Raw genomic sequence first — 23,998 nt, forward strand, 5'->3', positions numbered from 1 at the left:
ATATCCTAGTGGTGCCGCCCTGGCATCAGCCATGGGGTGTCAGCGCCAGAGGGCCGGCAAGGAGGAGGGCAACGAGTTCGGCCTGACGATTGGTGTTGGTCTTTTGGAACAGGTTGCGCATGTGAAATGCTATTGTCGTCTGGGCGACGCCGAGACTTGTTCCGATGTCAGCGGGCTTTTTGCCATCCGCAAGTTCGAGGGCAATTTCTGCCTCGGTCGGGGTCAGGCCGAATAGTGATGCCAGGGTTGTTGCCGAAACGCGCGGGCGCTTGTCGGGGTCGGTCAAAAACAGGGCCGCGACCGGGCCGGAAGCCTGCATCTGGTCTGCGGCCGGAAGGGTGCATGCCACCAGCATCAGGTCTCTTTGGCCCGGATCACGCGGCAGGGCACAGGATACCACATTGTCCTCGAGATCATGCGCGCCGGCCAGTATCCGGTCCATAACTGCTTTGAGGCGATCACGATGCGTGGCCGCCAGCGTCCGGAGCGGTTCGCCGATCCTGCACTCCAGGGTATTGGCAGCGATATCGCGTGCGGCGCGGTTGGCAAGGCAGACATTTCCACGTCCCTCGATCAAAATGATGCCGGTTGTCACCAGATCAAGTGTCTGTTCGATCCCGTTGTTCCAATCCTGCCGTTCATTGCTGGATTGCCCGCGCAATGCTGCGCGCACCCTGTCCAGTTCCGCATCGCGCTGGACCATGATGCGGTCGACCTGGCGCAAGCGTGCCTCGATAGTGGCCAGCATCAGATCGAAGTCGACCGGTTTGACCAGGTAATCATCCGCGCCCGAACGTTTGCCCTCAACGATTTCGCGCGGGTCGGCCAAGGCGGTGAGAAAGATGAAGGGGATATCCGCATATTCAGGGTGCTGGTCGCGCAGTGTATGCAGGAGTTCATAGCCGTTGGCGCGGGGCATGTTGATGTCGCACATGATAAGGTCTGGCCGCATGGCGTGGATCTGGGCAAGTGCCTCGGTTCCGTTCGCTGCCTCGATAACGGCATAGCCTGCCTCATCGAGTTCCTCGGCCATATCGCGGCGCAGTTCCACCTCATCTTCCACGCACAGGATGACGGGACGTTGCCTGGCTTGCGGATTTTTGTTCGTTCTCATGCCGTGACCCTGGATGGTGTGGTTGATGCGGCATCAGGATGTTGGGCAGGTGTTGGCGATACAAGGGGCAAGGACAAACTGAATATTGTCTGGTCTTGCGATGAATCCAGCAGATCGACATCGCCGCCCTGCATGCGGGCCAGCGTGCGGGCCATGTAAAGCCCGATACCCGTGCCGGGAACACCATTGGCATTCGTGCCGCGGAAGTTTCTCTCAAACACACTCGAGCGTTCGGCTGGATCTATCTCATTGCCCTTGTTGCTCACGGTGCAGCGCATGTTGGTGCCGTCGGTTGTAATGGTGAGAAGAACCGTTGTTTGCGGGGCCGAGTATTTGACCGCGTTGGACACGAGGTTGATCAGGATATGGTCGGCATGCGCGGGGTCGCAAAGAACAATCACCGGCGTGTCTGTCTCGGCGGTTACAGTGATTTTCCTGTTTGGCGAGGTCTCCAGCTGGCGCTCGCATACTGAGCGGGCGAGTTCGACGATATCGCATGGTTGTGTGCGCACATCGATCTGACCGGCATCGAGCCGCGCTGCGTCGAGTGTGCTTTCAACCAGACCGGTTAGCCGGGTGATGGCTTGCCGGGCCCTGCCGGCGCGTTCTTCGAGTTCAGCAGGTGTAATCGATTTTCGACGTCGCATCAGTCGTTGCAGGGCCGAGTCCACAATGGCAAGCGGGGTGCGGAACTGGTGGGAGACCATGGCGGCGAAGTTGCGATAGAGGTCGGCGGCCGCCCGTTCGCGTGCCAGGGCCTCATCGAGTTCGCGGGTGCGTGCCTTGACCAGATCTTCAAGGTGATCCCGGTGACGGGTCAATTCCACCTGCGCATCGCGGCGTTCAGTTACATCGCTTATAAAGACGATGGCCCCCACGATGTTGGCCTCCTGGCGCAAGGGGAAGCACCTTAGATAGAGGTAAAGAGGTGTATCATTGCCGGGTTGGAAAAAGGCCTGGTCGAACAGTGTGGCAGAGTGGCCTCCATGCGCTTGCGCGAGGGCGTCCTGCACAGCACTGATCTTGAAGAACCCCGAGATGTCGCCCAGTGCGGTGCCCACCGCCCGGCCTCGTGGAGCCTCAAACAACTGCTCCATGGCCAGGTTCCACACGGTGCAGCGCTGTTCAAGGTCAACGGCGAGGATGCCCTCGTCACTCGAACCAATGACGAGTTCGGAAAAGGCCTTTTCGCTTTGCAGCAGGTGCGAGCGTTTTTGTGTCTCCCGAAGCGCGAGAAGAAGGCGCAATAACAGAAAGCCGCCGATCAGGGAGATGCCGGCGAGCGAGGCAATGATATGCCACAGGTCACGGCGATGGGTGTCGAGCCGGCTGCCTAGTTCATCCCATTCCGCAACCATGGCGGCGTTGGCAGCGCGTCCAAGGATCTGGTTATGCGGCTCGAGCGCGCGATGCGCCAGAAGCGCCGCCGCCTGATCTCCGTTTGTGAGCCGGGTCAATAAAGGGGTGAGGATTTGGGGAGACCGGACCAGCTCATCGAGCTCGGCGAGAAAACCAAGCCGTTCCATTTGACGGCGTTGCGGCCCGGTATCGAGCAAGGCAATGCGGCTGAGAAAGACATTATACCGGCGCTGAACCTCTGGCTCGTCGACGGCACCCGAGGCGAATTGCATGATGGTGTCGCTCAGTCGCAGGCTGGCGGTCTGGGTCTGGGAGATTACCCAGAGCATGTTTTGTGTGGCTTCCACCCGCATGTCCCGTTCAACCCCGGACAGGCGCATCAGCGCAAAGGCGAGGAGCAATGCGAACGCGCCGACGCCGAAGACCAGCAGGACTCCGCCGATGAGGTTGCGTGCGTTGTGGATCATTTTATGTCCAGCCGGTACAACTGCCATACCCAACGATAATCGTAGCGAATATCCTGCAGTTCATCGTGCTGGTCGCGTGGATAAACGATCCACAACGGCCCTTTGTCACTGGGCAGCAAATTTTGCCCGTCCATTCGATAGGCGAGTAGAATGTCGAAACGGTCGAGGTCCTCGATGGGGATATCGATCGTATAATCATTGAGGGCGGTGGCGCTAACGGTCTGGGCATCCGCACCGACGCGCGCGAGGACATCGCGCATCAACACGCCATCGAACCGGTGCACGCCGTCGGTCACAGCCGTTGATGTTTCAAGGGTCGCGGGCGGGAGGGCCTCGAGCATCTCCATGTCAAAATGCGCCGCGTCACCGACATTGGTGTGGGTAATGTTGCCATTTATTTCGAGGATGACCGGGCTAGCGGGCTGGGCGAGGGCTGGCTGGGTTGCCGGCGCATTCGTTTGGGCCTGAACGGACGGGGTGAGGATCAGGGCCGCTGTGCCGAGTATCGTGACAAGGCGCCAAAAACGTACGGACGCAAGCCGTCGCAGCATCAAAATCTCCCCCCAAGGATGTTCACTTCTGTCCATGAATAACATGGCTGACCGGAAGCACAAAAATCGCTTTCTATTGTTCTAGCGCGCCAAAATGGAGGTGGCCCCCTTCAAACAAACGGGGCGCTGTGGGACGTGGGCGGCTAAACTTGCCCGGCTTAGTGATATTTGCAGGATGACCGGAGGACGTATGTGGGATTTTAGTGTTGGCGCCGCGATGGGGCTCATGGTGCGGACCCTGCCATTTATTCTCATGCGGATGGCGGTCTATTTCGGCATTACGCTGGCCTATATTCTAGTGACCGGGGTGGGCGCGGGTATCGGGTTTGGCGTTGGCGCGCTTGGCGATGGTGGTTTCCAGGCAAGTTCGACCTTCTGGGGCGGGGCCATCGGCTTTGGCGTTGTCGGGGCCGTGATGTACTGGGCGCGGGAATATATCCTTTATATTGTCAAAGCGGGTCACATTGCCGTTCTGGTCGAACTGCTTGATGACAAGCCCATGCCGGGCGGCCGATCGCAGATTGAGCATGGTAGCGCCGTCGTCAAGGAACGGTTCGCAGAGGCCAGTGTCCTGTTCGCGGTCGATCAGTTGATCAAGGGGGTTTTGGGGGCGATTACCGGATTGATCCGGGGTGTGCTGTCCATTCTGCCCTTGCCGGGTATTCAGCAATTGATCGGCATTTTGCGGGCCTTCTTGCGTGTTGCGGTTGGCTTTATCGATGAGGTGATCCTGGCCCATGCCATTCGGACCGGTTCCACCAATCCCTGGGATTCCGCCAGGGAAGCGCTTGTTCTTTACGGGCAGAACTACAAGGTCATGCTCAAGAATGCTGCCTGGCTGGCGGTTTTCGTTTATTTTTTAAGCTTCATCGTGTTCCTGGTCATGCTGGCCCCCGCCGCGCTCATTGTCTATCTGATGCCGGGCGCATGGGCTGCTGGCGGGTTCGTTTTTGCCCTGTTGTTCGCATGGAGCGTCAAGGCTTCGTTGCTGGAGCCTTTTGCGATCACCTGCCTGATGCAGGTCTATTTCAAAACCATCGAGGGGCAGCAGCCTGATCCTGAATGGGATGCGCGGCTTGAACAGATGTCGGGCAAGTTCCGCAAGCTGAAATCACGTGCGTTGGGCTATCCATCCAGCGCCGATGCCCGCGGCGAGCCTGCCTGAACCGTCGAAAGAGAGATGCATAGCATGAGAAATTTCACTTTCCTGTCATTCGTGATCGCCTTGTTTTTGACGCCTGCAATGGCGTCTGCATCCGAGGATGTGGTTGTTGTTTATGATGCTTCTGGTTCGATGTGGGGGCAGATCGAGGGTGTGTCCAAGATCGAGATTGCCCGCGAGGTCATGGGCGATCTCGTTGATAACTGGTCGGCAGATGTCAATCTGGGGCTGGTTGCCTATGGGCATCGCCGGGAAGCGGATTGTGGCGATATCGAAACCGTTATCGCACCCGGACCGCTGGACCGGGCGCGCTTTCTGAGCGCGGTCAACGAAATTCGCCCCAATGGGCGCACGCCTTTGTCCGCAGCTGTGGCCCACGCGGCCGAGTTGCTCGCCTGGCGCGACAATCCGGCGACTGTGGTACTGATTTCCGACGGGCTGGAGACTTGCCAGGCTGATCCATGTGCGCTTTCCGCGCAACTTGCCGCGCAAGGGGTGGGCTTCACCACGCATGTCATCGGTTTTGACCTGACGCAGGAAGAACATGCACAACTCGCCTGCATTGCCGAGAATACCGGTGGTGTTTTTGTGCCGGCGCAGGATGCAGACGAGCTGCATGACGCCATCGCGCAGGTGCAGAGTGTTATCGATCTGAAGCCGGTGGCAGCGCCTGAACCTGCCGAGACGCCGGTTGCCGCGCCAGATGTCGTTCTCACCGCGCCTGAACAAGTCACCATTGGTGCGACATTCCCTGTCTCGTGGTCGGCGACGATCAACACATCGGATTATGTGGGGATTGTGCCGATGGGGGCTGATGAGGGCGAGCGGGGCAACCATCTGGTTGTCCGGGACGCAAGTAAGGGCGAACTCACCGCGCCGGCTGAACCGGGTCTTTATGAGGTGCGCTATATTCTTTACGAGGGACGCTCGACCATTGGGCGGGCGACCATTGAGGTCACTGACGCTACGGTATCACTCACCGCGCCTGAACAAGTCACCATTGGTACGACATTCCCTGTCTCGTGGTCGAAGAGCATCAACACCTCGGATTATGTGGGGATTGTGCCGATGGGGGCTGATGAGGGCGAGCGGGGCAACCATCTGGTTGTCCGGGACGCAAGTGAGGGCGAACTGACCGCGCCGGCTGAACCGGGTCTCTATGAGGTGCGCTATATTCTTTATGAGGGGCGCTCGACCATAGGGCGGGCAACCATTGAGGTCACTGAAGCTACAGTATCGCTCACAGCGCCAGAACAAGTTACCACCGGTGCGACATTCCCTGTCTCGTGGTCGGCGACGATCAACACATCTGATTATGTGGGGATTGTACCGATGGGGGCTGATGAGGGCGAGCGGGGCAATCATCTGGTTGTCCGGGACGCAAGTGAGGGCGAACTGACCGCGCCGGCTGAACCGGGTCTTTATGAGGTGCGCTACATTCTTTACGAGGGACGCTCGACCATTGGGCGGGCAACCATTGAGGTCACTGACGCGACAGTATCGCTCACCGCGCCTGAACAAGTCACGACCGGTGCGACATTCCCTGTGACCTGGTCGGCGACGATCAACACATCTGATTATGTGGGGATTGTACCGATGGGGGCTGATGAGGGCGAGCGGGGCAATCATCTGGTTGTCCGGGACGCAAGTGAGGGCGAACTGACCGCGCCGGCTGAACCGGGTCTTTATGAGGTGCGCTATATTCTTTACGAGGGACGCCGGACAATGGCCAGCACGCCGATAGAGGTGGGCGAGCCCGAGATTGTGGTGACCGGTCCGGGCACGGTTCGGGCAGGGTCTGAGGTGACGGTTTCATGGTCGACGACGATCAACACCTCGGATTATGTCGGCATTGTTCCGGTGGGGGCCGATGAAGGCGAACGGGGCATTCATCTGGTCGTTCGGGAGGCAAGCGAAGGCCGTCTGACCGCGCCATCCGAGCCGGGTCTTTATGAGGTGCGTTATATCCTTTTTGAAGGCCGGCGGACCCTGGCACGGGACAGCTTCGAGGTCGTGGCCGCCGATGCCCCGCTTGATGAAGGTGCAGGCCTTTCCGTCCCCGCGACGGCTGCGCCCGGGAGCAGCATCACAGTGACCTGGACGGCCGATAGCGCCGGTGCCAATCATCGCATCGCGCTGGCGCGCATCGATCAGCCTGATTTCAGTTGGGTTGGTGCCTATCCGGCAAACGAGAACAAGACGCTTGAAATTACTCTCCCCGATGAACCTGGCACCTATGAGGTGCGCTTCCTTGATATTGGGGCGCAAGCGGTTCTGGGCCGTTCCATTATTGAGGCTCAATAATGGTGCAACGGCTGAAATGGTTGGGGATCGGGCTGACGGTTCTGGGTCTTGGCGGGTTTCCCGGCTTGGCTTTGGCAGAGATCGACGGACATGGTCCTGATGCCTGGCAGGTCCACGGTGTGCCAGCCAATGATGTGCTCAATGCCCGCATGGGACCTGGCACGAATTATCCGGTGATCGAGACATTTGCCCCTGATGAAAGGGGGCTGGAACAGATCACCTGCGTCCCCTTTTACACGATGGCGCATTTCACGGAGATGACCGATGCACAACTGGACAGCCTGCCGGCACGCTGGTGCCTGATGCGTTCTGCGGATTTGCGCCGGGCGGGCTGGGTGGCCGCGCGCTATCTGATCGAGGATGGTGCCGAGCTGCTGGATGCGCCGACCACGAATGTTTCTGACGGGGCCGGTGACGGGCTGATTTTTCAGGCGCAGGATCTTGTGCGTGCGCTTTACGAGAATGCGTATCTCGCCACGATCGGGGGGCCTCATCCGCTCGATCCGGCAAACGCGGGCGCTTATTTTTCGTCCGATTTGGTCGCGGCCATGCGTGCGCAACCGCTTCAGGCCGACCCGCTTTACGGGGCGCAGGATTTTGATGGCAGCGTGAGCGAGCCAGAGCCTGATCCGGATCAGCCGATGTTGCGCGGCATGATTACGCTCAATGTCGAGATCGTGAATTTCGGCCAGAAGCACACCGCTGTCTTCCGGTTGCGTGCCGACCCGACCCAGCCGGGTGCGCCCATTCGTATTTTCCGTATCGAACACGATGGCTGGTCGTTCCCGTGACGACCGCAATGTGAGGATTTCCAGTATGAACCTTGTGTCAAACCCCCATGTACCCGCCCTTGGCGTTTTCGGACTTTTCCTGTGTCTGGTGCCGCCAGCGCTGGCCCAGATCGAGAGCACGCCAATCGGTGCCGTCAACGCCACCATCAATGGCGCACCCTATGCAGGAGAAACCCTTGAGGTGCCCTCAGAGGGAACCGCCACGGCGGAATTCCGGTCATTCGGGCCGGTGACATCGCTCACTGTGCAGGCGCTGGACCCCCAGGCTGAAAGCATGATGCACAACGTGTTGTCGGTCGAGATTTCGCTGATGGGCGAGACCGCATCCGCCTCTATTATGGAGGCTTCGGTCTCTTATTGGCCCGGTGGCATGAGCGCCCCATTCTATCATAGTGAGGACAGCGGGACTGGCACCGAAATTGTGCTTGATGCCCTTTCTCTATCGGCGGGAGCATCCGCCATCACGGGCAGTTTTACAGCCGTTGTGTGCCGCAAGGACGATTTTTTTGCCGAGACCGATACGAGCGATTGCCTGCCGGTTGAAGGCAGTTTCGATACGGCCTTGCGCAAAGCCGATTGAGCCCTTGATGGTTTGATGATCCAGCCGCCAGTCGCTGGAAGCGACAGGCACGCGCGATCCCGGTTTCGCTGCGACCAGTTTGTCTAAAGCACCAAAAAGCCAATAAGGCTTGCGGCGATGACGACGGCCCATGCGGGACATTTCCAGCTGGCAAGCGCGATGAAGCTGGCGGCTGCGATTGCCATGGTTTTGGGTGAGGTGACACCGGAGGTAAAGACCGGGTCATAAAGCGCGGCGGCGAGCAGGCCGACCACGGCGGCATTGATGCCGCCAAGCGCCCGCTGCGCCAATGGCGCGTTGCGCAATCTCTCCCAAAAGGGCAGCACGCCCATGACGAGCAGGGTCGAGGGGACAAAAATGGCAACAAGGGCGATGCCTGCACCCAGAAGCCCATTTGGCGGTGTGATCATGGCCGCGCCGAGATAGGCGGCAAAGGTGAACAGGGGGCCCGGCACTGCCTGTGCGGCACCATAACCGGCCAGAAAGGCCTCGCGCCCGATCATGCCTTCGGTGACAAATTCTGCCTGCAGCAAGGGCAGCACCACATGCCCCCCGCCAAACACCAATGCCCCTGCGCGATAAAAACCATCGATCAGGGTGAGGGCACCATTGTCGCCGTTTGCCGCAAGGAATGGCAGACCGGCAAGCAAAACGAAAAACAACGCCAGCAAGGTTAGTGCGGTGCGCGGGCCGGTCGTCAGGCGCAGGCTTGTGTCGGGCGATGTCACAGGCCCGACGGGCCGCAATATTGCGAGGCCGGCCAGGCCGCCGAACAGGATAACGAGTATTTGGCCAAGGGTCGCGGGCATTAGCAGGGCACCAATCATCCCAAGAAGCGCGATGCCCGCCCGTTGGCCATCCGGGGTCAACATGCGCGCCATGCCCAGAACGGCGTGAGCGACAACGCCAACGGCGGCGGCTTTCAGGCCCAGAATCCAGCCGGTTCCTGCCAATGCCTCAAGACTGCCGGCGCCATAGGCAAAGGCGATCAAAAGCAATGCCGAGGGCAGGGTGAACCCCAGCCATGCGGCGAACAGGCCGGGATAACCCGCCCGTGTCAGCCCGATGGCCATGCCGACCTGGCTGGACGCGGGACCCGGCAAAAACTGGCAGAGGGCCACCAGATCGGCATAGGCGCGTTCGCCCAGCCATTTGCGGCGCACCACGAAAGCCTCGCGGAAAAACCCAAGATGCGCGACCGGCCCGCCAAAGCAGGTGAGGCCCAGACCCAGAAACACTGTAAAGACCTCAATCGCGGTCCCTTTGCCGCCAAGGGTCTCAGGGCTGGCATGGTCGTTCGGCATATGATGTGTCCCCGGGGGCGTTGGTTGCGGATTGTCCATAGCCGCCGATCATGACGCCTTTATTGGCGGTGCGACTGGAACTGAAATTATCCGGTCGCCGGCCGTTTCAGGGTTATTGTCCGTCCTTTAGTCCGACAGCGCACCAAGCCGGCTTTTTACATAGTCGATAGGCGGGGTTTTAAAGCCCATGCGCGCCCAGGCGGCGACAAGCCGCAGAATGAACCGGGCCGGGGAGCTTTTGTAGACGGGGATATTGTCCGCGGTGTTCAGGCTGTCCGTGCCGGTCATGATGCGCATTTCCGGGGCCGGGCGCTGGTCTTCCGGCATGCGATCATTGAAAATTGTTACCCAGTGCCCTTTGGTGAAATCGAGAAACATCGGGCTGTTGCAACAGGTGGCAATCACGCGGCGGGTGGGGGATTTCGGGTCGAGACGAAACTCACTCAAATTTGTCTCGCCGCGCATGCAATCGACCCGGTCTTTACGGAAAAGGGCAAAGGCGGTGCCGCCTGCTGCATCAAGAACGGGCGGGGCGTCCGGCAATGTGGCAATTTTTTCGGCGGCGGCCTTGCAGGACCCGCAATGACAAATGGCTGTGATGACCGGCTCCCCGTCTGCCCGCAACGCCACTTCGCCGCAACGGCAAACAATTATGTGTGCGTTCTCTAACGCTCTCGACATGCGTCAACCCTTTGTCCCAAAAGTACTAATGTGACTGTACTTGTCTTATTCAGGCTGTCAATCGGCTGATATGGCCAGGTGGAAATGGCATGGGGATTGACGCTTTCCCGGTTTGCGGGCAGACATCATGCCGCATCGTTATTGCCCCGGCGGGCCGCTAACTTCATGCGTGATTATCGGGAGCTTTAAGGCTTGAGACAGGCATTGCGGCAGATGTGCAGGGAAGCTGTGGCGGCACTCAGTGTGCTGGCGCTGGTATTCCTGTCATTCTCGCAAGCCCCGGTCAGCAATGATGGCGATACCGTTGCCCGCGAATTTTCCCAAATCGCGGTGGTCAGCTTTTGCGGTGATGGGGCCGCCGGCGACGCGCATGGTGTGCATGGGCCCTGCCATGGCTGCCGGGTTTCCCTTACCGCGCTGCCAGCCCCGCCAAGTGAGGCGGAGCCGGCGTTTGCAGCTTTTGCAGTTCTCGACTTTGCGCATGCGAACGATATTGCGCCACCCTTATTTCAGCGGGACGGCTATTCGTCGCGCGCGCCACCGGTTGCGGTCTGATTTCAAACTTGCGGTTTTGCCGCATCTTCAGACCTGATTTTACCGGAGTTCAAAATGAACAATTTTATTATGCGTGCGGCATCCGCCGTTCTGATTGTTGCCACCCTTGCCTTGCCTGTTGCCGCCCATGAAAATCATGGCGTGCATGACGCGGATGCCGCTGTCATGCTGGGTGATCTTGAGATTACTGCCGCGTTTGCACGTGCCACGCTGCCGGGGGCACCCGTGGGCGGCGGCTTTGTGACCATTACCAATAATGGCACAGAGGATGACACGCTGGTTTCCGCCACATCTGATTTTTCGGACAATGTGCAATTGCACAATATGAGTGTGGTCGATGGCGTGATGAAAATGCATGAAATGAAAGAGGGTATTCCGGTACCCGCCGGTGAAACTGTGACGCTGGCGCCGGGCGGGTTGCACATCATGTTCATGCAGATCAAGGAACCGCTGGTGGAAGGCACGATGGCCAAAGTCACGCTGACCTTTGAGAAGGCGGGCACGACGGAGGTCATGCTCAATGTGCGCGGGATTGGTGCCAAAGCCGATGAAGCGATGGATCACGATCATTCCATGACGCACAAGGCCAACTGATATGGCGAAAGCAAATCTTGTGCTGTTGCGCCGGGTGCTCTGGGGGCTGGTGGTTGTCGTTGGCGCTGTCGCCTCGGTGACCTATTTCGTCTCCGGGCCGCCGCAACAGGCGGTGGAGGATATTGGTGGCGGGCAGTATAGCCTGATCGACCATACCGGGCAGCCCGTCGACCAGACCATGTTCGCAGGGCATCCGTCACTGCTGTTCTTCGGTTTCACCCATTGCCCCGATGTGTGCCCGACAACGCTGGCCGACATGCAATACTGGTTCTCGGAACTGGGCGACTCGGCAGGAGACCTCAAGGGGTATTTTGTCACTGTTGATCCCGAGCGGGATACGCCGGAGATTATTGCTGGCTATGTGGGCTGGGTGTCCGACCGGATGGTTGGGATTACCGGCACGCAGGCCGAAATCGACAAGATGCTGGCGGCCTGGTACGCGTTTGGCGAAAGGGTGGAACTGGATGATGGTGATTACACCATGAACCACACCGCGTCGGTTTTTCTGGTCAATGATCAGGGGCAGTTTGAAGGCACGATCGCCTATGGCGAGAATTCCGATGTGGCGCTGGAGAAAATCCGCAAGCTGCTTGCCAAGTCATAACAGGCAAATGGTCCGCCCACGGGCGGGCCAACCCCTTCTTTAAGACAACGCTATTCTGCGGCGGCGCCGATTTCCGGCTCGGCGGGGGCATTGGGGTCGCCCGGTGTGGTCTCAACCCCGAGTTCGGGGAAGGCGACAATGCGCTGGTCATGGAAATCGGTGCGCACGACCAGCAATTCGCGTTCCTCGAAATAGGTCAGCAAACGCCGGGCCCGTCCGGCGGAATGGGTGCCATAGGCGCGGGCCAAAGTGGCATCCGAGGGGCAGGGCGCGCCAGTGACGGCGGCATGGGCGATGGTGAGGAAAATGCCCTGCACATCATCGGTCAATTGTTCGGACAGGGCCAGCGCCTGTTGCCAGGTGTCCGTGCTGGCGACGTCTGCGGCGACACCGGCGCGGGCAACCGCGAGGCGGCGGCGGAAGGCTGGCAGGGCCAAAGGCTCGCCCGGCACGCGGCGGATGCGGCAGCGCACCAGAAAATCCTGATAGAGCACAGCAACAGAGCGGAACCCGGCATCCGGATCGCCCAACAATTCATGCATGACAGCATCGATGGCGGCATCCTGCTCTGCGGCGTCAATTTCCGCGAACAGGGTTTTGGGCTGTTCGACAGGTTCGGGCTTGGCGCGGCTTAATTGCTCGAGAATATCGGCGGTTGGCTTGGGTGCGGGGGGTGGCGGGCGGCGCACGGGACGCTGCGCTTCGTCCGGGCTGGGGGTGAAAATCAGGTCATGGGCGTCGGCGGGTGCCTCGGGCAGCGGCGTCAGGCGCGGGCTGGTGGAGCGGGCCGAGGTTTCGACCGGGCCAATGGCGATGGGCAATGGCCGGCGCGAAAGGGCCGGGCCAAGGGCAACGAAATTGCCGCGCTGCAGATCGCGGAACATCTCGGCCTGGCGGCGTTCCATGCCCAGCAGGTCGGCGGCGCGGGCCATGTCGATATCGAGAAAGGTGCGGCCCATGAGAAAATTCGAGGCTTCGGCGGCGACATTCTTGGCGAGTTTCGCCAGACGCTGGGTGGCGATGACCCCGGCAAGGCCGCGTTTGCGGCCGCGTGACATGAGATTGGTCATGGCCCCAAGCGAGAGCTTGCGCGCTTCATCGGACACTTCACCACCGGCGGCGGGGGCAAACAGCTGGGCTTCATCGACAACGACCAGTACCGGATACCAGTAATCCCGGTCGGCATCGAACATGCCGCCCAAAAAGGCGGCGGCGCAGCGCAATTGCTGTTCGATGTCCAGACCTTCGAGATTGAGCACAACCGACACGCGATGTTGCCTGATGCGCCCGGCAATGCGGGTCAGTTCCGCCTCGGTGCGGGCCCCATCAACTTCCACATGGCCGAACTTGTCGGCCAGGGTGACGAAATCGCCTTCGGGATCGATGATGCATTGCTGCACCCAGGGGGCGCTTTGTTCGAGCAGGCGGCGCAGCAAATGGGATTTGCCGGAGCCGGAATTGCCCTGCACCAGAAGCCGGGTGGCCAAAAGCTCCTCGAGATCGAGCATGGCCGCCGCGCCATTGGCGGCTTTTCCCATGTCGATATCAACTTTCATGCGGGGTTCCGGCTGTCCTTGAGGAGATTGTGCGGCCCTTTGTCTAGCATCCCAGATCGTTCCCTGCTGCCCCTCAATCGCAGAACCCACAGGAGATGTTTGCCCCAGATGGCCTGATGCTGATTGGGGGTTGATGCCTTGGGGGTTATTTTGTTATATCTTATAACAATGATGCGCATTGCCAATGCGCCCAACGCGAATGGATGTGGCGACGCGGTTCTTCAGAACGGCGGACATCCTTTAGGGAAGAGGCCGGAATGACCCATACCAAAGACGCCCTTTGTATCCGTTTTGAAGATGCCTATCTGCTCGATGGCGTCAGAACCCCGTTTGTCGATTATCGCGGCGCGCTGGCTGATGTGTCGCCGATCGATCTGGGCATCAAGGCGGCGCGTGCTGTCATCGATCGTGCCGGGGTGGATGCTGGCGATATCGGCACGACGGTCGCTGGATCGATGGCGCAGGCCTCGTTCGATGCCTATGTGACCCCGCGTCATATCGGGCTTTACGCCGGTGTGCCGGTGGCGCGTCCGGCACATCTGGTGCAACGCATTTGCGGCACGGGTATTGAGGTGCTGGCGCAGGCGGCCGATGCTGTCTCGCTGGGGCGGGTTGATATGGCGCTCGGAGTGGGGGCTGAATCAATGAGCCGCAATCCCATTGCCGCCTATACCCATCGCAACGGGTTCAATATGGGCCAGGTCGCGTTCAAGGATTTTCTGTGGGAAGCATTGATCGATCCGGCGGCCTCGGTGTCGATGGGCGACACGGCGGAAAACCTTGCCAAGCAATATGATATTCCGCGTGAAGAGGTAGACCGGTTCGCCGAGCAGAGTTTCAACCGGGCCATTGCTGCGCGGGACAATGGTTTTCTGGCGGGTGAAATTGTGCCGGTGACCAATGAGACATTTGAGGTCGAGGGGCTGAACCCGCGCGGTATCAAGCTGCCGAAAAAGGTCGAAAGCGTTGAGGTGGACAGCCATATCCGGGTGTCGTCCTATGAGGTTCTGTCCAAGCTGCGGCCGGCGTTTGGTGGCGTGCAGACCGGGGGCAATTCCTCGGCGATTGTCGATGGGGCCGCCGCTGCGCTGGTCGCTTCAGGCAGCTATATCAAGGCCAAAGGCAAAAAGCCGATGGCGCGGATTCTCGCCAGCGCTGCGGTTGGCGTGCCGCCGCATATCATGGGGATCGGCCCGGCACCGGCCATTCGGGCTGTGCTGGAAACCGCTGGCTTGACGCTTGCAGATATCGACAGAATCGAGATCAACGAGGCATTCGGGGCGCAGGTTCTGGCCTGTGTTGCCGAGCTTGGCCTCGATATCGAAAAGCTCAATGTCAATGGCGGGGCGATTGCTGTGGGGCATCCGCTGGGGGCAACCGGCGTGCGGCTGACGGTGACGCTGGCGCGTGAACTGCAACGCTCGGGCAAGCGTTATGGCATCGCATCAGCCTGTATCGGTGGCGGGCAGGGCATCGCCATGCTGATTGAAAATCTGGAGGCCTGATCAATGGATATTTCCGGCAAGGCAGTTCTGGTCACCGGGGGTGGTTCCGGTCTCGGCGCGGCAACGGCACGGGCGCTGGCCGCGGCTGGCGGCAAAGTGGCCATTCTCGACCTGAACAGTGAAAAGGGCGAGGCGGTTGCAGCGGAAACTGGCGGCGTGTTCGCCCATTGCGATGTCGCCGATGCAGCGAGTGCAGAAGCGGCATTGGCCAAAAGCCGGGCGGCGCATGGCGCACCCTTCGTTCTGGTCAATTGCGCGGGCATTGGCGGTGCCGGACGGATTGTTGGCCGTGAGGGTCCGCTGCCGCTGGAAAATTTCGAGCGCATTGTCCGGGTCAATCTGATCGGCACTTTCAACATGATGCGCCTTGCGGCGGCGGAAATGTCTGTTGCTGAACCCGATGCCAATGGTGCGCGCGGCGCGATTGTTTCCACGGCATCGGTTGCCGCGTTCGAAGGCCAGATCGGGCAGGCAGCCTATGCGGCCTCCAAGGGCGGCATCGCCGCCCTGACCTTGCCGGCGGCGCGCGAACTGGCGCGTTTCGGCATCCGGGTGCTGACGATTGCCCCCGGCCTGTTCAAGACACCGCTTTTGGCTGAACTGCCTGAAGAGGCACAGCAAAGTCTGGGTGCGGCCATTCCCTATCCGTCGCGCCTTGGCACGCCGGAGGAGTTTGCGCATATGGTCAAATCCATGATCGAAAATGATTATCTCAATGGCGAAACCATCCGGCTTGATGGTGCGCTGCGCATGCAACCCAAGTGAGGCCTCGATGCTGGTTTTCAAACGCGAACTCGAAATCGCTTTCGGTGACTGCGACCCCGCCGGAATTGTTTATTACCCGAACTATTTCCGGTTTTTCGATACCTCGACGGCGGGCTTGTTCAACAAGGCGCTGGGGATGAAACAGATCGAATGGGCGCGGCACTACGAAGTGCTCGGCATTCCCATGGTCGATACCGGGTCGCGCTTTAAAAAGCCCTCGCGCTTTGGCGATGTGGTGACCATTGAAACCCAGGTTACCGCGTGCCGCAAATCAAGCTTTGATGTGACGCATAAATTGTTCAACGGCGGTGATTTGTCGGTCGAGGCCAATGAAACCCGCGTCTGGGTGGCCGCTGATCCTGAAGGGGGTATCCGGGCAGTGCCATTGCCGGCCGAGGTGGTGGTGGCTCTGGGACACAAGCCGCGTGACTAGGTTTCAGTCATCACGCGCGATCAGCCGGTCGAGCAATTGCATCAGGTTGTCGCGGGCTTCAACCCCGCCGAGCTTGTCGATGCAATGCTGTTCAAATTCAGTCTGGGTGCGCTTGATCTCGGCGACAAAGGCTTCGCCTTTTTCGGTCAGGTACAGCGCGTTGGAGCGGCGGTCGCTGGGCGCGGCGCGGCGCTCTGTCAGGCCGCGCGCGTCGAGCGCCTTGATCAGGGCGACAAAATTGGCGCGCTTGATGCCCAGTATGCTGGCAATCTCTGCCTGTTTGCGGCCCGGATTGTCTTCAATCAAAACCAGAATGGAATATTCCGATGGACGTAACCCAAAGGCTGCAAAACGCTCGTTGAATTGTTGAAAAACGTAGAGCTGGGCACGGCGCAACCGGTAGCCAATAACCTGGTCCATCGAGGTGATATCGAGATCGGGTTTGCGAGAGCTGGTACTGACGGAAGACGTTGTCACGGTGGATCCTGTTTTTCTGATTGCCTGACCAGGGCGCAGACGGGCCGAAAATTGTTATAAACCAAAACAGTATAGTGAAGTATGGCCCGGTGCAAATCCGGTTGTGGTGCGGCACAGAGCAATGAGGAAATCGAATATGAGCCAGAGCGAGAACGTTCTCAATGTCCGGCACGAGGGGCAGATTGCCTTTCTGGAGTTCAATCGCCCCGCCAAGCGCAATGCGATCAATGATGCAACGCTGGATGCCCTGAAGGCATTTTTTGACAGCCCGCCGGAAGAGATCAAGGTTGTGGTGTTAAGCGGTAAGGGCGGGCATTTTTCTGCCGGGCTTGACCTGTCCGAACAGGTGGCGCGTCAACCGCTTGAGGTGATGGAGCACTCGCGCAACTGGCATGCGGTGATGGACCTTATGCAATTTGGTGGCCGTCCGGTTGTGGCGGCGATGGATGGCGCGGTGATGGGGGGCGGTCTGGAAATCGCTGCGACCTGTCATGTGCGCGTCGCCGAGAAGGAAACCAAATTCCGTCTGCCCGAAGGCCAGCGCGGCATTTTTGTTGGTGGCGGTGCCACCGTGCGGGTGGGGGGCATTATCGGGGCCGACCGGATGACGGAAATGATGCTGACCGGACGCACTTATCTGGGCGATGAGGCGATGGCTCTTGGGCTGGCACATTATGTGACCGAGGCAGGCGGGGCGCTCGTCAAGGCGACCGAACTGGCCCGGCAGATCGCGCAGAATTCGCGTACGGTCAACCATATGATCATCCAATCGATCACCCGGATTGGTAAGATGTCGCGCGAGGACGGGCTTTATGCGGAAAGCCTTGCAGCGGCCCTCAGCCAGACTGGCGCGGACGCTGAAGAAGGGCTGAAGGCCTTTCTGGAAAAGCGGCAACCGAACTTCCGCTAGAGCGTTTCCGGTCTTCCCGGAAATGCTGCACCGTCAGTGCGCGCGGTGCGGAAACCTTCGCTCTTCGACAAGCTCAGGGTGAGGGCAGTGCTTGCCACACCCACAGTGTCATTCCCGCGCAGGCGGGAATCCAGCAGCGGGCAGTCCTGCCCGTGAAAGACATTCTTCGCGCCGCCGACGCGGCGCACTGGATCCCCGCCTGCGCGGGGATGACGATGCGCGGGAGATGGAGAAAAGAGACCGCACGCAATACCCTTATCCGGGAAAATCTCTATCCCGCTTCATATTCCTTGCGGGCGGCGCGGATGATGTCGTGATGGCCCTCGGCCCATTGCACCAGATTGAGGAGCGGGGTGAGGAATGAGCGGCCGAGATCGGTCAGCGCATATTCAACCGCGGGGGGCTGGGTTGGATAGACCGTGCGGCTGATATAGCCATCGCGCTGCAGATCGCGCAGGGTCTGGGTCAGCATGCGCTGGGAAATGTCCGGCAGGGTGCGGCGCAACTGGCCAAAACGCAGCGGCCCGTCGCCCAAAGCCAGCAGCATCAGCGTGCTCCATTTGCCGGCAATCTTGTCGATCACATCGCGCACCGGACAATTGCTCATGTCCGCCGTGGGGTTTTCCGCATTGACGTAAGTGCCAAGGATTTCGGTGAAATTGGTGTTTTCGCCGGTCATCATGGTTCCTTCCAGGTAACCAGGTAAGGGGAAACTGCCTTCTTTACATGCTTCCAGAAGTCTCTAAATAGGCGTTAGTCTCATTATGAGACCATAGTGCTATTTTGTATCCGGGGCAAGCGTTTCGGATTTTTGCAATAAAGGAAGTCTGATCATGTCGAAGATTTTGTTGACCGGTGCTGCCGGGCATATGGGTAAATTCGCGCTCGACACGTTGCTTGCCTCGGGCAAGGTTGCGCCCGGGGACATTGTGGCCACCACGCGCGATCCGAAAAAGCTGGCCGATTATGCTGCTAAAGGGGTTGAGGTGCGCGCGGCGGATTTCGACAAGCCGGAAACCCTTGTTACAGCGTTTGCCGGTATTGACCGGCTGGCGATCATTTCCACCGATGCGGTAGATGGTACTGACAAACGGCTCAAACAGCATCTGGCGGCTGTGGCGGCGGCTGAGAAGGCCGGGGTCAAGCACATCATTTATACCTCAATGCCCAAACCCGAGACTTCGGTCATTCCGTTCGCGCCCGATCACCTCGGCACCGAACAGGCGATCAAGGCGACCGGTATTGCGCATACGATTTTGCGGGTGAGCTGGTACCAGGAAAACCTTCTGCAATCACTGCCGCAGGCGCTGGGCAGCGGGCAATGGTTCACTTCCGCCGAGGATGGCAAAATCGCCTATATCGCCCGCGATGACGCGGCCCGGACGGTCGCCGCCGTGCTATTGGCTGACAATAATGACAGCGCGACCTATACGCTGACCGGGCCTGAGCTCAATACCAGCGCGGAAATTGCCGCTTTGGCGTCAGACGTCACCGGCAAGCCGATCGCCATTGTGCCGGTGAGCGATGCACAATTGGGCGAGGGGTTGAAACAGGCCGGCCTGCCCGCGCCGGTGATCGGTCTGGTTGTGGCCATCGATACCAATACCCGTCAGGGCGGGCTCGACGTGCAAACCGATGCCGTTGAAAAGCTGACTGGCACGAAACCGCAACCGGTTCGGAAGTTCCTTGAAGACCACAAGGCGGCTCTGCTCGGGGCCTGATGTTTCAAGGCCCGGCGGTTTGCTGCCGGGCTTTTTTTTATTTCGCCAGCAGGTCGGCCCACTCGGGATGGCGTTTGAACTGGGCGACGACATAGGAACAGGTGGGTATGATTTTCGTGCCGCTGGCGCGGGCATCGGCAATGCCGCGTTCAACCAGTTTCTGGGCCACGCCCTGGCCGCGATAGGCGTCGGGCACCAGCGTGTGATCGATAATGATGGTATTTTCGTCGCGCCGCTGCCAGGTCATTTCCGCTTCCGGCCCGTCGCCGAGGCGGGCGACATAGCGCCCGTTTTTGCCATTGTCTTCGTGGGTGATGTCGATATCGGCAATTGTCATAAACGCACCGTTGGTTTGACCAGATCGCTGAAGGGCGGATTTTCAGCGATGAAGGGATGGATCTTGAGAGTCTCGAGAATAGTCTGACGGGCTTTGGCCGCTTCGCCAAGGGCCAGATAGATCATGGCCCGGCCCGACAGTGCGCCATAATGGCGCGGTTCGTGTTTCAGGGTTTCGGCAATATCGGCCAGCGATGCGGCAAAATCACGTTGCTCGAAATAAAGGGTCGCCCTGAGGTTCCAGGCTTCGGCATAGTCCGGGTAATGCGTGGTGATGTCGCCAAGAATTTGCATCGACCGGGTGATATTGCCCATGGCGTTTGCAGTGACCGCTTCAGTCATCAGTTCCAGAAGGACGGGATTTTTCGGGCGCAGCCAGTGACGCCAGATCCGGGTGGATATGCGCGCTGCGGCGTCGGCATTGCGGGCGTTGCGCAGGGCAATGAACAGGGTGTCGAGATCACGATTGATGTGATCTTCGGCCAGGGCGCGGGGCACCAGCGTCAGCATTGCAAGCTGGGCGACAAGCATACGGCGCGTCATCATTGTTGCGGGCCTTTGCATCAAGCTTCTCCTCCCCTGCAATAGGTTGTGATGAGGCCGGCGAGCCAGACCAGTTTGCGCCCAAATTGGCGCAATGGCCATATCAGGCATGCCCCTCATTATCATATTGGCGTGAACGATCACCGATTGACGTGCCGGGGAGGGATGCGGACACTGGGCATTCGTCTTTCCTCTATCGGAGATTGCCATGAGCCTGCCCATTCACCACATGATCCAGTCCGGCCCCCGGCCCGTGGCACCTTTCTCTCACGCCTGCGAGGCGGATGGCTGGGTGTTTGTGACCGGGCAAATGCCGACCGACCCGGACAACCCCGAAGCGCCCTTGCCCGAGGGTATTGTGGCGCAAACCGCGCGGGTGATGGACAATCTGAAGATTGTGCTCGGCGGGATCGGCCTGTCTTTGGAAAATGTCACTTTTGCGCGGGTCTATATCACCGAATTCGAGCGGGATTACGCGGCGATGAACGAGACCTATCAGAGCTATTTTACGCCCGGAAAATTACCGGGCCGCACCTGTGTGGGAGTGACGGGGCTGGCGGTAAACGCGCTGGTGGAGATCGATCTGATCGCGCGCCGGCCCGAGTGATGGTCATGAAAAAGGGGCGTCTCTTGGACGCCCCTTTTATTTTTTATTGCGCGGCGACCGTGGTCTGCTGCTGTTCGCCAAGGCCTTCGATTGCCAGTTTCATGACCTGGCCGGGCTTGAGATAAACCGGGTTCGGCTTGATCCCCATGCCGACGCCCGGGGGCGTGCCGGTGGTGATGATGTCGCCGGGCTGCAGGCTCATGAACTGGGACACGTAATGGACGAGGAACTGCACGCCATAAACCATGGTTTTGGTGGAGCCGTCCTGATAGCGATGGCCGTCGACATCGAGCCACATTTTCAGGTTTTGCGGATCCGCGATCTCGTCGCGGGTCACGAGCCAGGGGCCGATCGGGCCGAAGGTGTCGGCAGACTTGCCCTTTACCCACTGGCCGGAATGCTCAATCTGGAAGGCACGTTCCGAGACGTCATTGACGACGCAGTAACCGGCCACGTGATCCATGGCATTAGCTTCGTCCACATAGCGGGCTTCCTTGCCGATCACCACGCCGAGCTCAACTTCCCAGTCGGTTTTCTCGGATTTGCGCGGGATGATGACGTCATCATTGGGGCCGCAAATGGCGCTGGTTGCCTTCATGAACATGACCGGTTCGGGCGGTACTTCGAGGCCGGATTCGGCGGCGTGATCGGCATAGTTGAGGCCGATGCAGATGAACTTGCCGGTCTGGCCGACACAAGGGCCGACGCGGTCGCCGGCATCGAGCTGGGGCAGGCTTGCAATATCGGCTGCGCGAATCTTGTCCAGACCCTGAGGGGTCAGTACATCGCCGGCAATGTCGCTGACAATCGATGACAGGTCGCGGATTGTGCCGTCGCTGTGCAGGATTGCGGGTTTTTCGGCGCCCTTGTTGCCGACACGCATAAGTTTCATGGAAGTTTCTCCTCAAGTGTTGATGATGTTAAAGCCCGCAGGACAAGGCCCTTGCGGTATTTGGGGATGAATGAAAGTGATAATCGGCGGCGCTCAGGCTCCGATGCGGTAGAAGCTGGCGGCGGTGCCCCCGAATATTTTGGCCTGATCCCCGGCATCGGGCACAAAGCTTTGGGCCAGGGCATGCCAGGTCAGGTAGTCGCTGGCCAGGTTGAGAACCGGCCAGTCTGATCCCCACATCACCCGGTCTGCCCCAAAGCAGTCGAGAATGTGGGTGGCGTAGGGCTGGATGCTCTCTGCTGTCCAGTCCGGACCACTTTCATTGATTATGCCGGAAAGTTTGCAAAAGGCATTTGTTTCGTCCGCGATGCGGGCCATGGCAATGGCCCAGTCGTCAAAGGCGTCGTCGCGGATTTGCGGCTTCAGACAGTGATCGATCACGACGCGCATGTCCGGATATTTCTCGAACAGGCGGAGGAACGGGGCAGCGTGCACGGGCAGGCCCAATGCATCAAGGCTCAAATCGAGGTCGCGCACCGCGTCATAGGCCCAGGCAATACCCGGCCGGTGCATCCATTCAGGATCAGGAATGTCCTGCACCATGGGCCGGACGCCGGCGAATTTTTTGTGGCCCGCCAGGCGTTCCATATGACGGATATGATCGCGATCCTCAAAATCGACCCAGCCAACCACCTTGCCGACAAAATCTGTCGCATCGGCAAGGCCGAGCATATATTCGGTCTCTTCCACCGAGGGGGCGGCCTGCACCAGCACGGTCTTTTCCGTGCCGGTATCCGCCAGCAGGGGTTGCAGATCTTTTGGGCCGAAATCCCTGTAGATTGGCGCAAGGCTGTCCGTCAGCCAGCCGTAATCACGACGGGCGATGGACCAGAAATGCTGATGGGCATCAATGCGCATGGGAGACGATCCTTGTCCGTCGTTACCCTTGAGGGTGTACGACGCCTTTCTTCAAAATAATATTGCCATAGAGACGCCGCTCGCCGGTCTGGACAACTGCATAGGCAGTCTCTGCGCGTTCGTAGAACTTGAAGCGCTCGCGGCGGGACATGTGCACCTCGGGCTCGTATCTGGCAATGATATCGGCGAATTCTTTCATGATCGGTTCTTCCCGGTCAGGGTCGCCCACCACTTCCATCAGAACCGCGCAATCGGGGACGAATTCATCGAGCGGCAGCACGGTCATGATGGCATCCAGCACATCGGTTGCGCTGTGGCCGTCCATGCGCACCAGTTCGGGCCCGGCGCTGGTGCCGGGATAATTGGCGTCAACAATCGCGATTTCATCGCCATGTCCCATGGATTGCAGGACGTGAAGCAGGTCGGGGCCGAGAAGGGGCGAAATTCCCTTGAGCATGGTGATCTTCCTGAATAAGGGGCCGTTCAGGCGCCCGTTGGTGTTTTGGGAGCGTCCGCAAAATCCGCTCCGTCGGCAAAATGTTGCGGTTCCCGTTTGGCAAAAGCCAGGACCTCGGCCATGACCGCGTCGATATGATCGCGCATGGCGCTGGCGGCCTGATCCGGATTGCGGGCAAGGATTGCCTGATAAATGCGTTCGTGTTCGGCAAGGGTTGGCGCAATGCGCTGGTTGGAGGTGATCAGCCGCCGGGCCCGGTCCACATTGGCGCGGACATTGTCGATAATGGCTTTGACCTTACCGAACTGCATGGCGGTGAACAATAGTTCGTGGAAGGCGCAGTCGCTTTGATGAAAACGCTCGGCGTCATTGCTTTGGGCGGCTTCGCGCTGCTTTTCAAGGCTCGCGGCCAGCATTTGCGGCAGGTCGGGAATATCGGCCTGCACGAGGGTGCGCACCGCCTCTGCCTCAATGGCGCGGCGAATAAGCATGTGTTCGGATACATCGGCAATGCGGATGAGCGCAACTGTGGTGCCACGCTGGGGCTGGATATCGACCAGACCTTCATTCTGCAAACGGGCCAGCGCTTCGGAAACGGGAAAGCGCGATACGCCCAGCCGTGCGCAGATCGCCAGCTTGTCGATCAGGTCACCAGGGCGCATTTCCAGCGTCACAATTGCCTGGCGCAGGGCATCGGTAACGTGACTGGTTACATTGCCGCGCTGGATTGTTGTGCCGGCCTCAAGAAAATCGTATGACGTGGCTTTCGTTTCCATGCTAACATGTTAGTGTGAAGCGGTGGGGTTGCGCAA

General features: G+C 59.5%; 27 protein-coding genes. 13 read left to right on the top strand and 14 right to left on the bottom strand.

Annotated features, from left to right (window positions below):
* Window positions 1–25: 25 nt before the first annotated feature.
* The 3 genes from L1P08_RS13075 to L1P08_RS13085 are packed head-to-tail and all read right to left on the bottom strand — an operon-like array spanning window position 26 to window position 3,491.
* Window positions 26–1,114, bottom strand: a complete 1,089-nt coding sequence (locus L1P08_RS13075) for a response regulator (RefSeq protein ID WP_303617440.1) — start codon at window positions 1,112–1,114, stop codon at window positions 26–28.
* On the bottom strand, window positions 1,111–2,940 hold the full coding sequence (locus tag L1P08_RS13080) for a sensor histidine kinase (RefSeq protein WP_303617441.1): 1,830 nt from the start codon (window positions 2,938–2,940) through the stop codon (window positions 1,111–1,113). The genes L1P08_RS13075 and L1P08_RS13080 overlap by 4 nt, the downstream gene beginning before the upstream one ends.
* A complete protein-coding gene (locus tag L1P08_RS13085) occupies window positions 2,937–3,491 on the bottom strand; it encodes a putative pterin-binding protein (RefSeq protein ID WP_303617442.1) in 555 nt (184 codons plus the stop codon). The genes L1P08_RS13080 and L1P08_RS13085 overlap by 4 nt, the downstream gene beginning before the upstream one ends.
* Before the next feature lie 190 nt (window positions 3,492–3,681).
* Between L1P08_RS13085 and L1P08_RS13090 the strand changes: the two genes are divergently transcribed.
* From L1P08_RS13090 to L1P08_RS13105, 4 genes are read left to right on the top strand one after another with little or no spacing between them, the layout of a single operon-like run.
* Window positions 3,682–4,656 carry a hypothetical protein gene (locus L1P08_RS13090; protein WP_303617443.1) on the top strand — a complete coding sequence of 325 codons (975 nt, stop codon included), beginning with the start codon at window positions 3,682–3,684 and terminating at the stop codon, window positions 4,654–4,656.
* A 24-nt stretch (window positions 4,657–4,680) separates the two neighbouring features.
* Entirely contained in the window at window positions 4,681–6,957 is a 2,277-nt protein-coding gene (locus L1P08_RS13095; protein ID WP_303617444.1) for a VWA domain-containing protein, read from the top strand.
* Window positions 6,957–7,748, top strand: a complete 792-nt coding sequence (locus tag L1P08_RS13100; RefSeq protein WP_303617445.1) for an SH3 domain-containing protein — start codon at window positions 6,957–6,959, stop codon at window positions 7,746–7,748. Before L1P08_RS13095 ends, L1P08_RS13100 begins: the two co-directional genes overlap by 1 nt.
* 25 nt (window positions 7,749–7,773) lie before the next feature.
* Window positions 7,774–8,328 carry a hypothetical protein gene (locus tag L1P08_RS13105; RefSeq protein WP_303617446.1) on the top strand — a complete coding sequence of 185 codons (555 nt, stop codon included), beginning with the start codon at window positions 7,774–7,776 and terminating at the stop codon, window positions 8,326–8,328.
* Between the two features lie 83 nt (window positions 8,329–8,411).
* On the opposite strand, the gene chrA is transcribed toward L1P08_RS13105, so the two are convergent.
* Window positions 8,412–9,632 (bottom strand): chromate efflux transporter, encoded by a 1,221-nt coding sequence (gene chrA, locus L1P08_RS13110; RefSeq protein ID WP_303617447.1) that lies wholly within the window; start codon window positions 9,630–9,632, stop codon window positions 8,412–8,414.
* A 126-nt stretch (window positions 9,633–9,758) separates the two neighbouring features.
* A complete protein-coding gene (locus tag L1P08_RS13115) occupies window positions 9,759–10,313 on the bottom strand; it encodes a GFA family protein (protein WP_303617448.1) in 555 nt (184 codons plus the stop codon).
* Between the two features lie 192 nt (window positions 10,314–10,505).
* On the opposite strand from L1P08_RS13115, the gene L1P08_RS13120 reads away from it, so the two are divergent.
* The 3 genes from L1P08_RS13120 to L1P08_RS13130 are packed head-to-tail and all read left to right on the top strand — an operon-like array spanning window position 10,506 to window position 12,066.
* The gene (locus L1P08_RS13120; RefSeq protein WP_303617449.1) at window positions 10,506–10,868 is read left to right on the top strand and encodes a hypothetical protein; all 363 of its coding nucleotides are present in this window, start codon (window positions 10,506–10,508) and stop codon (window positions 10,866–10,868) included.
* A 54-nt stretch (window positions 10,869–10,922) separates the two neighbouring features.
* Window positions 10,923–11,462, top strand: a complete 540-nt coding sequence (locus L1P08_RS13125; RefSeq protein ID WP_303617450.1) for a copper chaperone PCu(A)C — start codon at window positions 10,923–10,925, stop codon at window positions 11,460–11,462.
* Window position 11,463: 1 nt separating this feature from the next.
* Window positions 11,464–12,066 (top strand): SCO family protein, encoded by a 603-nt coding sequence (locus L1P08_RS13130; protein ID WP_303617451.1) that lies wholly within the window; start codon window positions 11,464–11,466, stop codon window positions 12,064–12,066.
* Between the two features lie 50 nt (window positions 12,067–12,116).
* Here the strand turns inward: L1P08_RS13130 and L1P08_RS13135 are convergent, their stop codons facing one another.
* A complete protein-coding gene (locus L1P08_RS13135; protein ID WP_303617452.1) occupies window positions 12,117–13,622 on the bottom strand; it encodes a helicase HerA domain-containing protein in 1,506 nt (501 codons plus the stop codon).
* A 257-nt stretch (window positions 13,623–13,879) separates the two neighbouring features.
* On the opposite strand from L1P08_RS13135, the gene L1P08_RS13140 reads away from it, so the two are divergent.
* From L1P08_RS13140 to L1P08_RS13150, 3 genes are read left to right on the top strand one after another with little or no spacing between them, the layout of a single operon-like run.
* On the top strand, window positions 13,880–15,127 hold the full coding sequence (locus tag L1P08_RS13140) for a thiolase family protein (protein WP_303617453.1): 1,248 nt from the start codon (window positions 13,880–13,882) through the stop codon (window positions 15,125–15,127).
* A gap of 3 nt (window positions 15,128–15,130) precedes the next feature.
* Window positions 15,131–15,892 carry an SDR family NAD(P)-dependent oxidoreductase gene (locus L1P08_RS13145; RefSeq protein ID WP_303617454.1) on the top strand — a complete coding sequence of 254 codons (762 nt, stop codon included), beginning with the start codon at window positions 15,131–15,133 and terminating at the stop codon, window positions 15,890–15,892.
* Window positions 15,893–15,899: 7 nt separating this feature from the next.
* The gene (locus L1P08_RS13150; RefSeq protein ID WP_303617455.1) at window positions 15,900–16,325 is read left to right on the top strand and encodes an acyl-CoA thioesterase; all 426 of its coding nucleotides are present in this window, start codon (window positions 15,900–15,902) and stop codon (window positions 16,323–16,325) included.
* A gap of 3 nt (window positions 16,326–16,328) precedes the next feature.
* On the opposite strand, the gene L1P08_RS13155 is transcribed toward L1P08_RS13150, so the two are convergent.
* On the bottom strand, window positions 16,329–16,802 hold the full coding sequence (locus tag L1P08_RS13155) for a MarR family winged helix-turn-helix transcriptional regulator (protein WP_303617456.1): 474 nt from the start codon (window positions 16,800–16,802) through the stop codon (window positions 16,329–16,331).
* Window positions 16,803–16,938: 136 nt separating this feature from the next.
* On the opposite strand from L1P08_RS13155, the gene L1P08_RS13160 reads away from it, so the two are divergent.
* Entirely contained in the window at window positions 16,939–17,712 is a 774-nt protein-coding gene (locus L1P08_RS13160) for a crotonase/enoyl-CoA hydratase family protein (RefSeq protein ID WP_303617457.1), read from the top strand.
* Window positions 17,713–17,983: 271 nt separating this feature from the next.
* On the opposite strand, the gene L1P08_RS13165 is transcribed toward L1P08_RS13160, so the two are convergent.
* Window positions 17,984–18,391, bottom strand: a complete 408-nt coding sequence (locus tag L1P08_RS13165; protein WP_438268469.1) for a winged helix-turn-helix transcriptional regulator — start codon at window positions 18,389–18,391, stop codon at window positions 17,984–17,986.
* Between the two features lie 151 nt (window positions 18,392–18,542).
* Here L1P08_RS13165 and L1P08_RS13170 point away from each other — a divergent pair, with 151 nt between their 5' ends.
* Window positions 18,543–19,433, top strand: a complete 891-nt coding sequence (locus L1P08_RS13170) for an SDR family oxidoreductase (protein WP_303619569.1) — start codon at window positions 18,543–18,545, stop codon at window positions 19,431–19,433.
* A gap of 37 nt (window positions 19,434–19,470) precedes the next feature.
* Here L1P08_RS13170 and L1P08_RS13175 read toward each other — a convergent pair whose 3' ends face one another.
* Together L1P08_RS13175 and L1P08_RS13180 are read right to left on the bottom strand one after the other, a co-directional pair.
* On the bottom strand, window positions 19,471–19,770 hold the full coding sequence (locus tag L1P08_RS13175; protein ID WP_303617459.1) for a GNAT family N-acetyltransferase: 300 nt from the start codon (window positions 19,768–19,770) through the stop codon (window positions 19,471–19,473).
* Entirely contained in the window at window positions 19,767–20,333 is a 567-nt protein-coding gene (locus L1P08_RS13180) for a tetratricopeptide repeat protein (protein WP_303617460.1), read from the bottom strand. Before L1P08_RS13180 ends, L1P08_RS13175 begins: the two co-directional genes overlap by 4 nt.
* Window positions 20,334–20,541: 208 nt before the next feature.
* Between L1P08_RS13180 and L1P08_RS13185 the strand changes: the two genes are divergently transcribed.
* Window positions 20,542–20,919, top strand: a complete 378-nt coding sequence (locus tag L1P08_RS13185; RefSeq protein ID WP_303619570.1) for a RidA family protein — start codon at window positions 20,542–20,544, stop codon at window positions 20,917–20,919.
* Between the two features lie 43 nt (window positions 20,920–20,962).
* Here L1P08_RS13185 and L1P08_RS13190 read toward each other — a convergent pair whose 3' ends face one another.
* The 4 genes from L1P08_RS13190 to L1P08_RS13205 form a co-directional block, all read right to left on the bottom strand.
* On the bottom strand, window positions 20,963–21,811 hold the full coding sequence (locus L1P08_RS13190) for a fumarylacetoacetate hydrolase family protein (protein ID WP_303617461.1): 849 nt from the start codon (window positions 21,809–21,811) through the stop codon (window positions 20,963–20,965).
* 93 nt (window positions 21,812–21,904) lie between these two features.
* Window positions 21,905–22,729, bottom strand: a complete 825-nt coding sequence (locus tag L1P08_RS13195; RefSeq protein WP_303617462.1) for an amidohydrolase family protein — start codon at window positions 22,727–22,729, stop codon at window positions 21,905–21,907.
* Window positions 22,730–22,751: 22 nt separating this feature from the next.
* Window positions 22,752–23,186 carry an RbsD/FucU family protein gene (locus L1P08_RS13200; protein WP_303617463.1) on the bottom strand — a complete coding sequence of 145 codons (435 nt, stop codon included), beginning with the start codon at window positions 23,184–23,186 and terminating at the stop codon, window positions 22,752–22,754.
* Window positions 23,187–23,212: 26 nt separating this feature from the next.
* Window positions 23,213–23,962: a GntR family transcriptional regulator gene (locus L1P08_RS13205; protein WP_303617464.1), complete on the bottom strand. Its 750-nt coding sequence runs from the start codon at window positions 23,960–23,962 to the stop codon at window positions 23,213–23,215.
* Window positions 23,963–23,998 lie beyond the last annotated feature (36 nt).

Source organism: Mariluticola halotolerans, assembly GCF_021611515.1.
Classification (GTDB): domain Bacteria; phylum Pseudomonadota; class Alphaproteobacteria; order Rhizobiales; family Devosiaceae; genus Mariluticola; species Mariluticola halotolerans.

Excerpts from the sequence above, each read along its gene's own strand:
- L1P08_RS13075 (WP_303617440.1), bottom strand. The coding sequence starts at position 1,114 with ATGAGAACGAACAAAAATCCGCAAGCCAGGCAACGTCCCGTCATCCTG.
- L1P08_RS13080 (WP_303617441.1), bottom strand. The coding sequence starts at position 2,940 with ATGATCCACAACGCACGCAACCTCATCGGCGGAGTCCTGCTGGTCTTC.
- L1P08_RS13085 (WP_303617442.1), bottom strand. The coding sequence starts at position 3,491 with ATGCTGCGACGGCTTGCGTCCGTACGTTTTTGGCGCCTTGTCACGATA.
- L1P08_RS13090 (WP_303617443.1), top strand. The coding sequence starts at position 3,682 with ATGTGGGATTTTAGTGTTGGCGCCGCGATGGGGCTCATGGTGCGGACC.
- L1P08_RS13095 (WP_303617444.1), top strand. The coding sequence starts at position 4,681 with ATGAGAAATTTCACTTTCCTGTCATTCGTGATCGCCTTGTTTTTGACG.
- L1P08_RS13100 (WP_303617445.1), top strand. The coding sequence starts at position 6,957 with ATGGTGCAACGGCTGAAATGGTTGGGGATCGGGCTGACGGTTCTGGGT.
- L1P08_RS13105 (WP_303617446.1), top strand. The coding sequence starts at position 7,774 with ATGAACCTTGTGTCAAACCCCCATGTACCCGCCCTTGGCGTTTTCGGA.
- chrA (WP_303617447.1), bottom strand. The coding sequence starts at position 9,632 with ATGCCGAACGACCATGCCAGCCCTGAGACCCTTGGCGGCAAAGGGACC.
- L1P08_RS13115 (WP_303617448.1), bottom strand. The coding sequence starts at position 10,313 with ATGTCGAGAGCGTTAGAGAACGCACACATAATTGTTTGCCGTTGCGGC.
- L1P08_RS13125 (WP_303617450.1), top strand. The coding sequence starts at position 10,923 with ATGAACAATTTTATTATGCGTGCGGCATCCGCCGTTCTGATTGTTGCC.
- L1P08_RS13130 (WP_303617451.1), top strand. The coding sequence starts at position 11,464 with ATGGCGAAAGCAAATCTTGTGCTGTTGCGCCGGGTGCTCTGGGGGCTG.
- L1P08_RS13135 (WP_303617452.1), bottom strand. The coding sequence starts at position 13,622 with ATGAAAGTTGATATCGACATGGGAAAAGCCGCCAATGGCGCGGCGGCC.
- L1P08_RS13140 (WP_303617453.1), top strand. The coding sequence starts at position 13,880 with ATGACCCATACCAAAGACGCCCTTTGTATCCGTTTTGAAGATGCCTAT.
- L1P08_RS13145 (WP_303617454.1), top strand. The coding sequence starts at position 15,131 with ATGGATATTTCCGGCAAGGCAGTTCTGGTCACCGGGGGTGGTTCCGGT.
- L1P08_RS13150 (WP_303617455.1), top strand. The coding sequence starts at position 15,900 with ATGCTGGTTTTCAAACGCGAACTCGAAATCGCTTTCGGTGACTGCGAC.
- L1P08_RS13160 (WP_303617457.1), top strand. The coding sequence starts at position 16,939 with ATGAGCCAGAGCGAGAACGTTCTCAATGTCCGGCACGAGGGGCAGATT.
- L1P08_RS13165 (WP_438268469.1), bottom strand. The coding sequence starts at position 18,391 with ATGACCGGCGAAAACACCAATTTCACCGAAATCCTTGGCACTTACGTC.
- L1P08_RS13175 (WP_303617459.1), bottom strand. The coding sequence starts at position 19,770 with ATGACAATTGCCGATATCGACATCACCCACGAAGACAATGGCAAAAAC.
- L1P08_RS13180 (WP_303617460.1), bottom strand. The coding sequence starts at position 20,333 with ATGCAAAGGCCCGCAACAATGATGACGCGCCGTATGCTTGTCGCCCAG.
- L1P08_RS13185 (WP_303619570.1), top strand. The coding sequence starts at position 20,542 with ATGATCCAGTCCGGCCCCCGGCCCGTGGCACCTTTCTCTCACGCCTGC.
- L1P08_RS13190 (WP_303617461.1), bottom strand. The coding sequence starts at position 21,811 with ATGAAACTTATGCGTGTCGGCAACAAGGGCGCCGAAAAACCCGCAATC.
- L1P08_RS13195 (WP_303617462.1), bottom strand. The coding sequence starts at position 22,729 with ATGCGCATTGATGCCCATCAGCATTTCTGGTCCATCGCCCGTCGTGAT.
- L1P08_RS13200 (WP_303617463.1), bottom strand. The coding sequence starts at position 23,186 with ATGCTCAAGGGAATTTCGCCCCTTCTCGGCCCCGACCTGCTTCACGTC.
- L1P08_RS13205 (WP_303617464.1), bottom strand. The coding sequence starts at position 23,962 with ATGGAAACGAAAGCCACGTCATACGATTTTCTTGAGGCCGGCACAACA.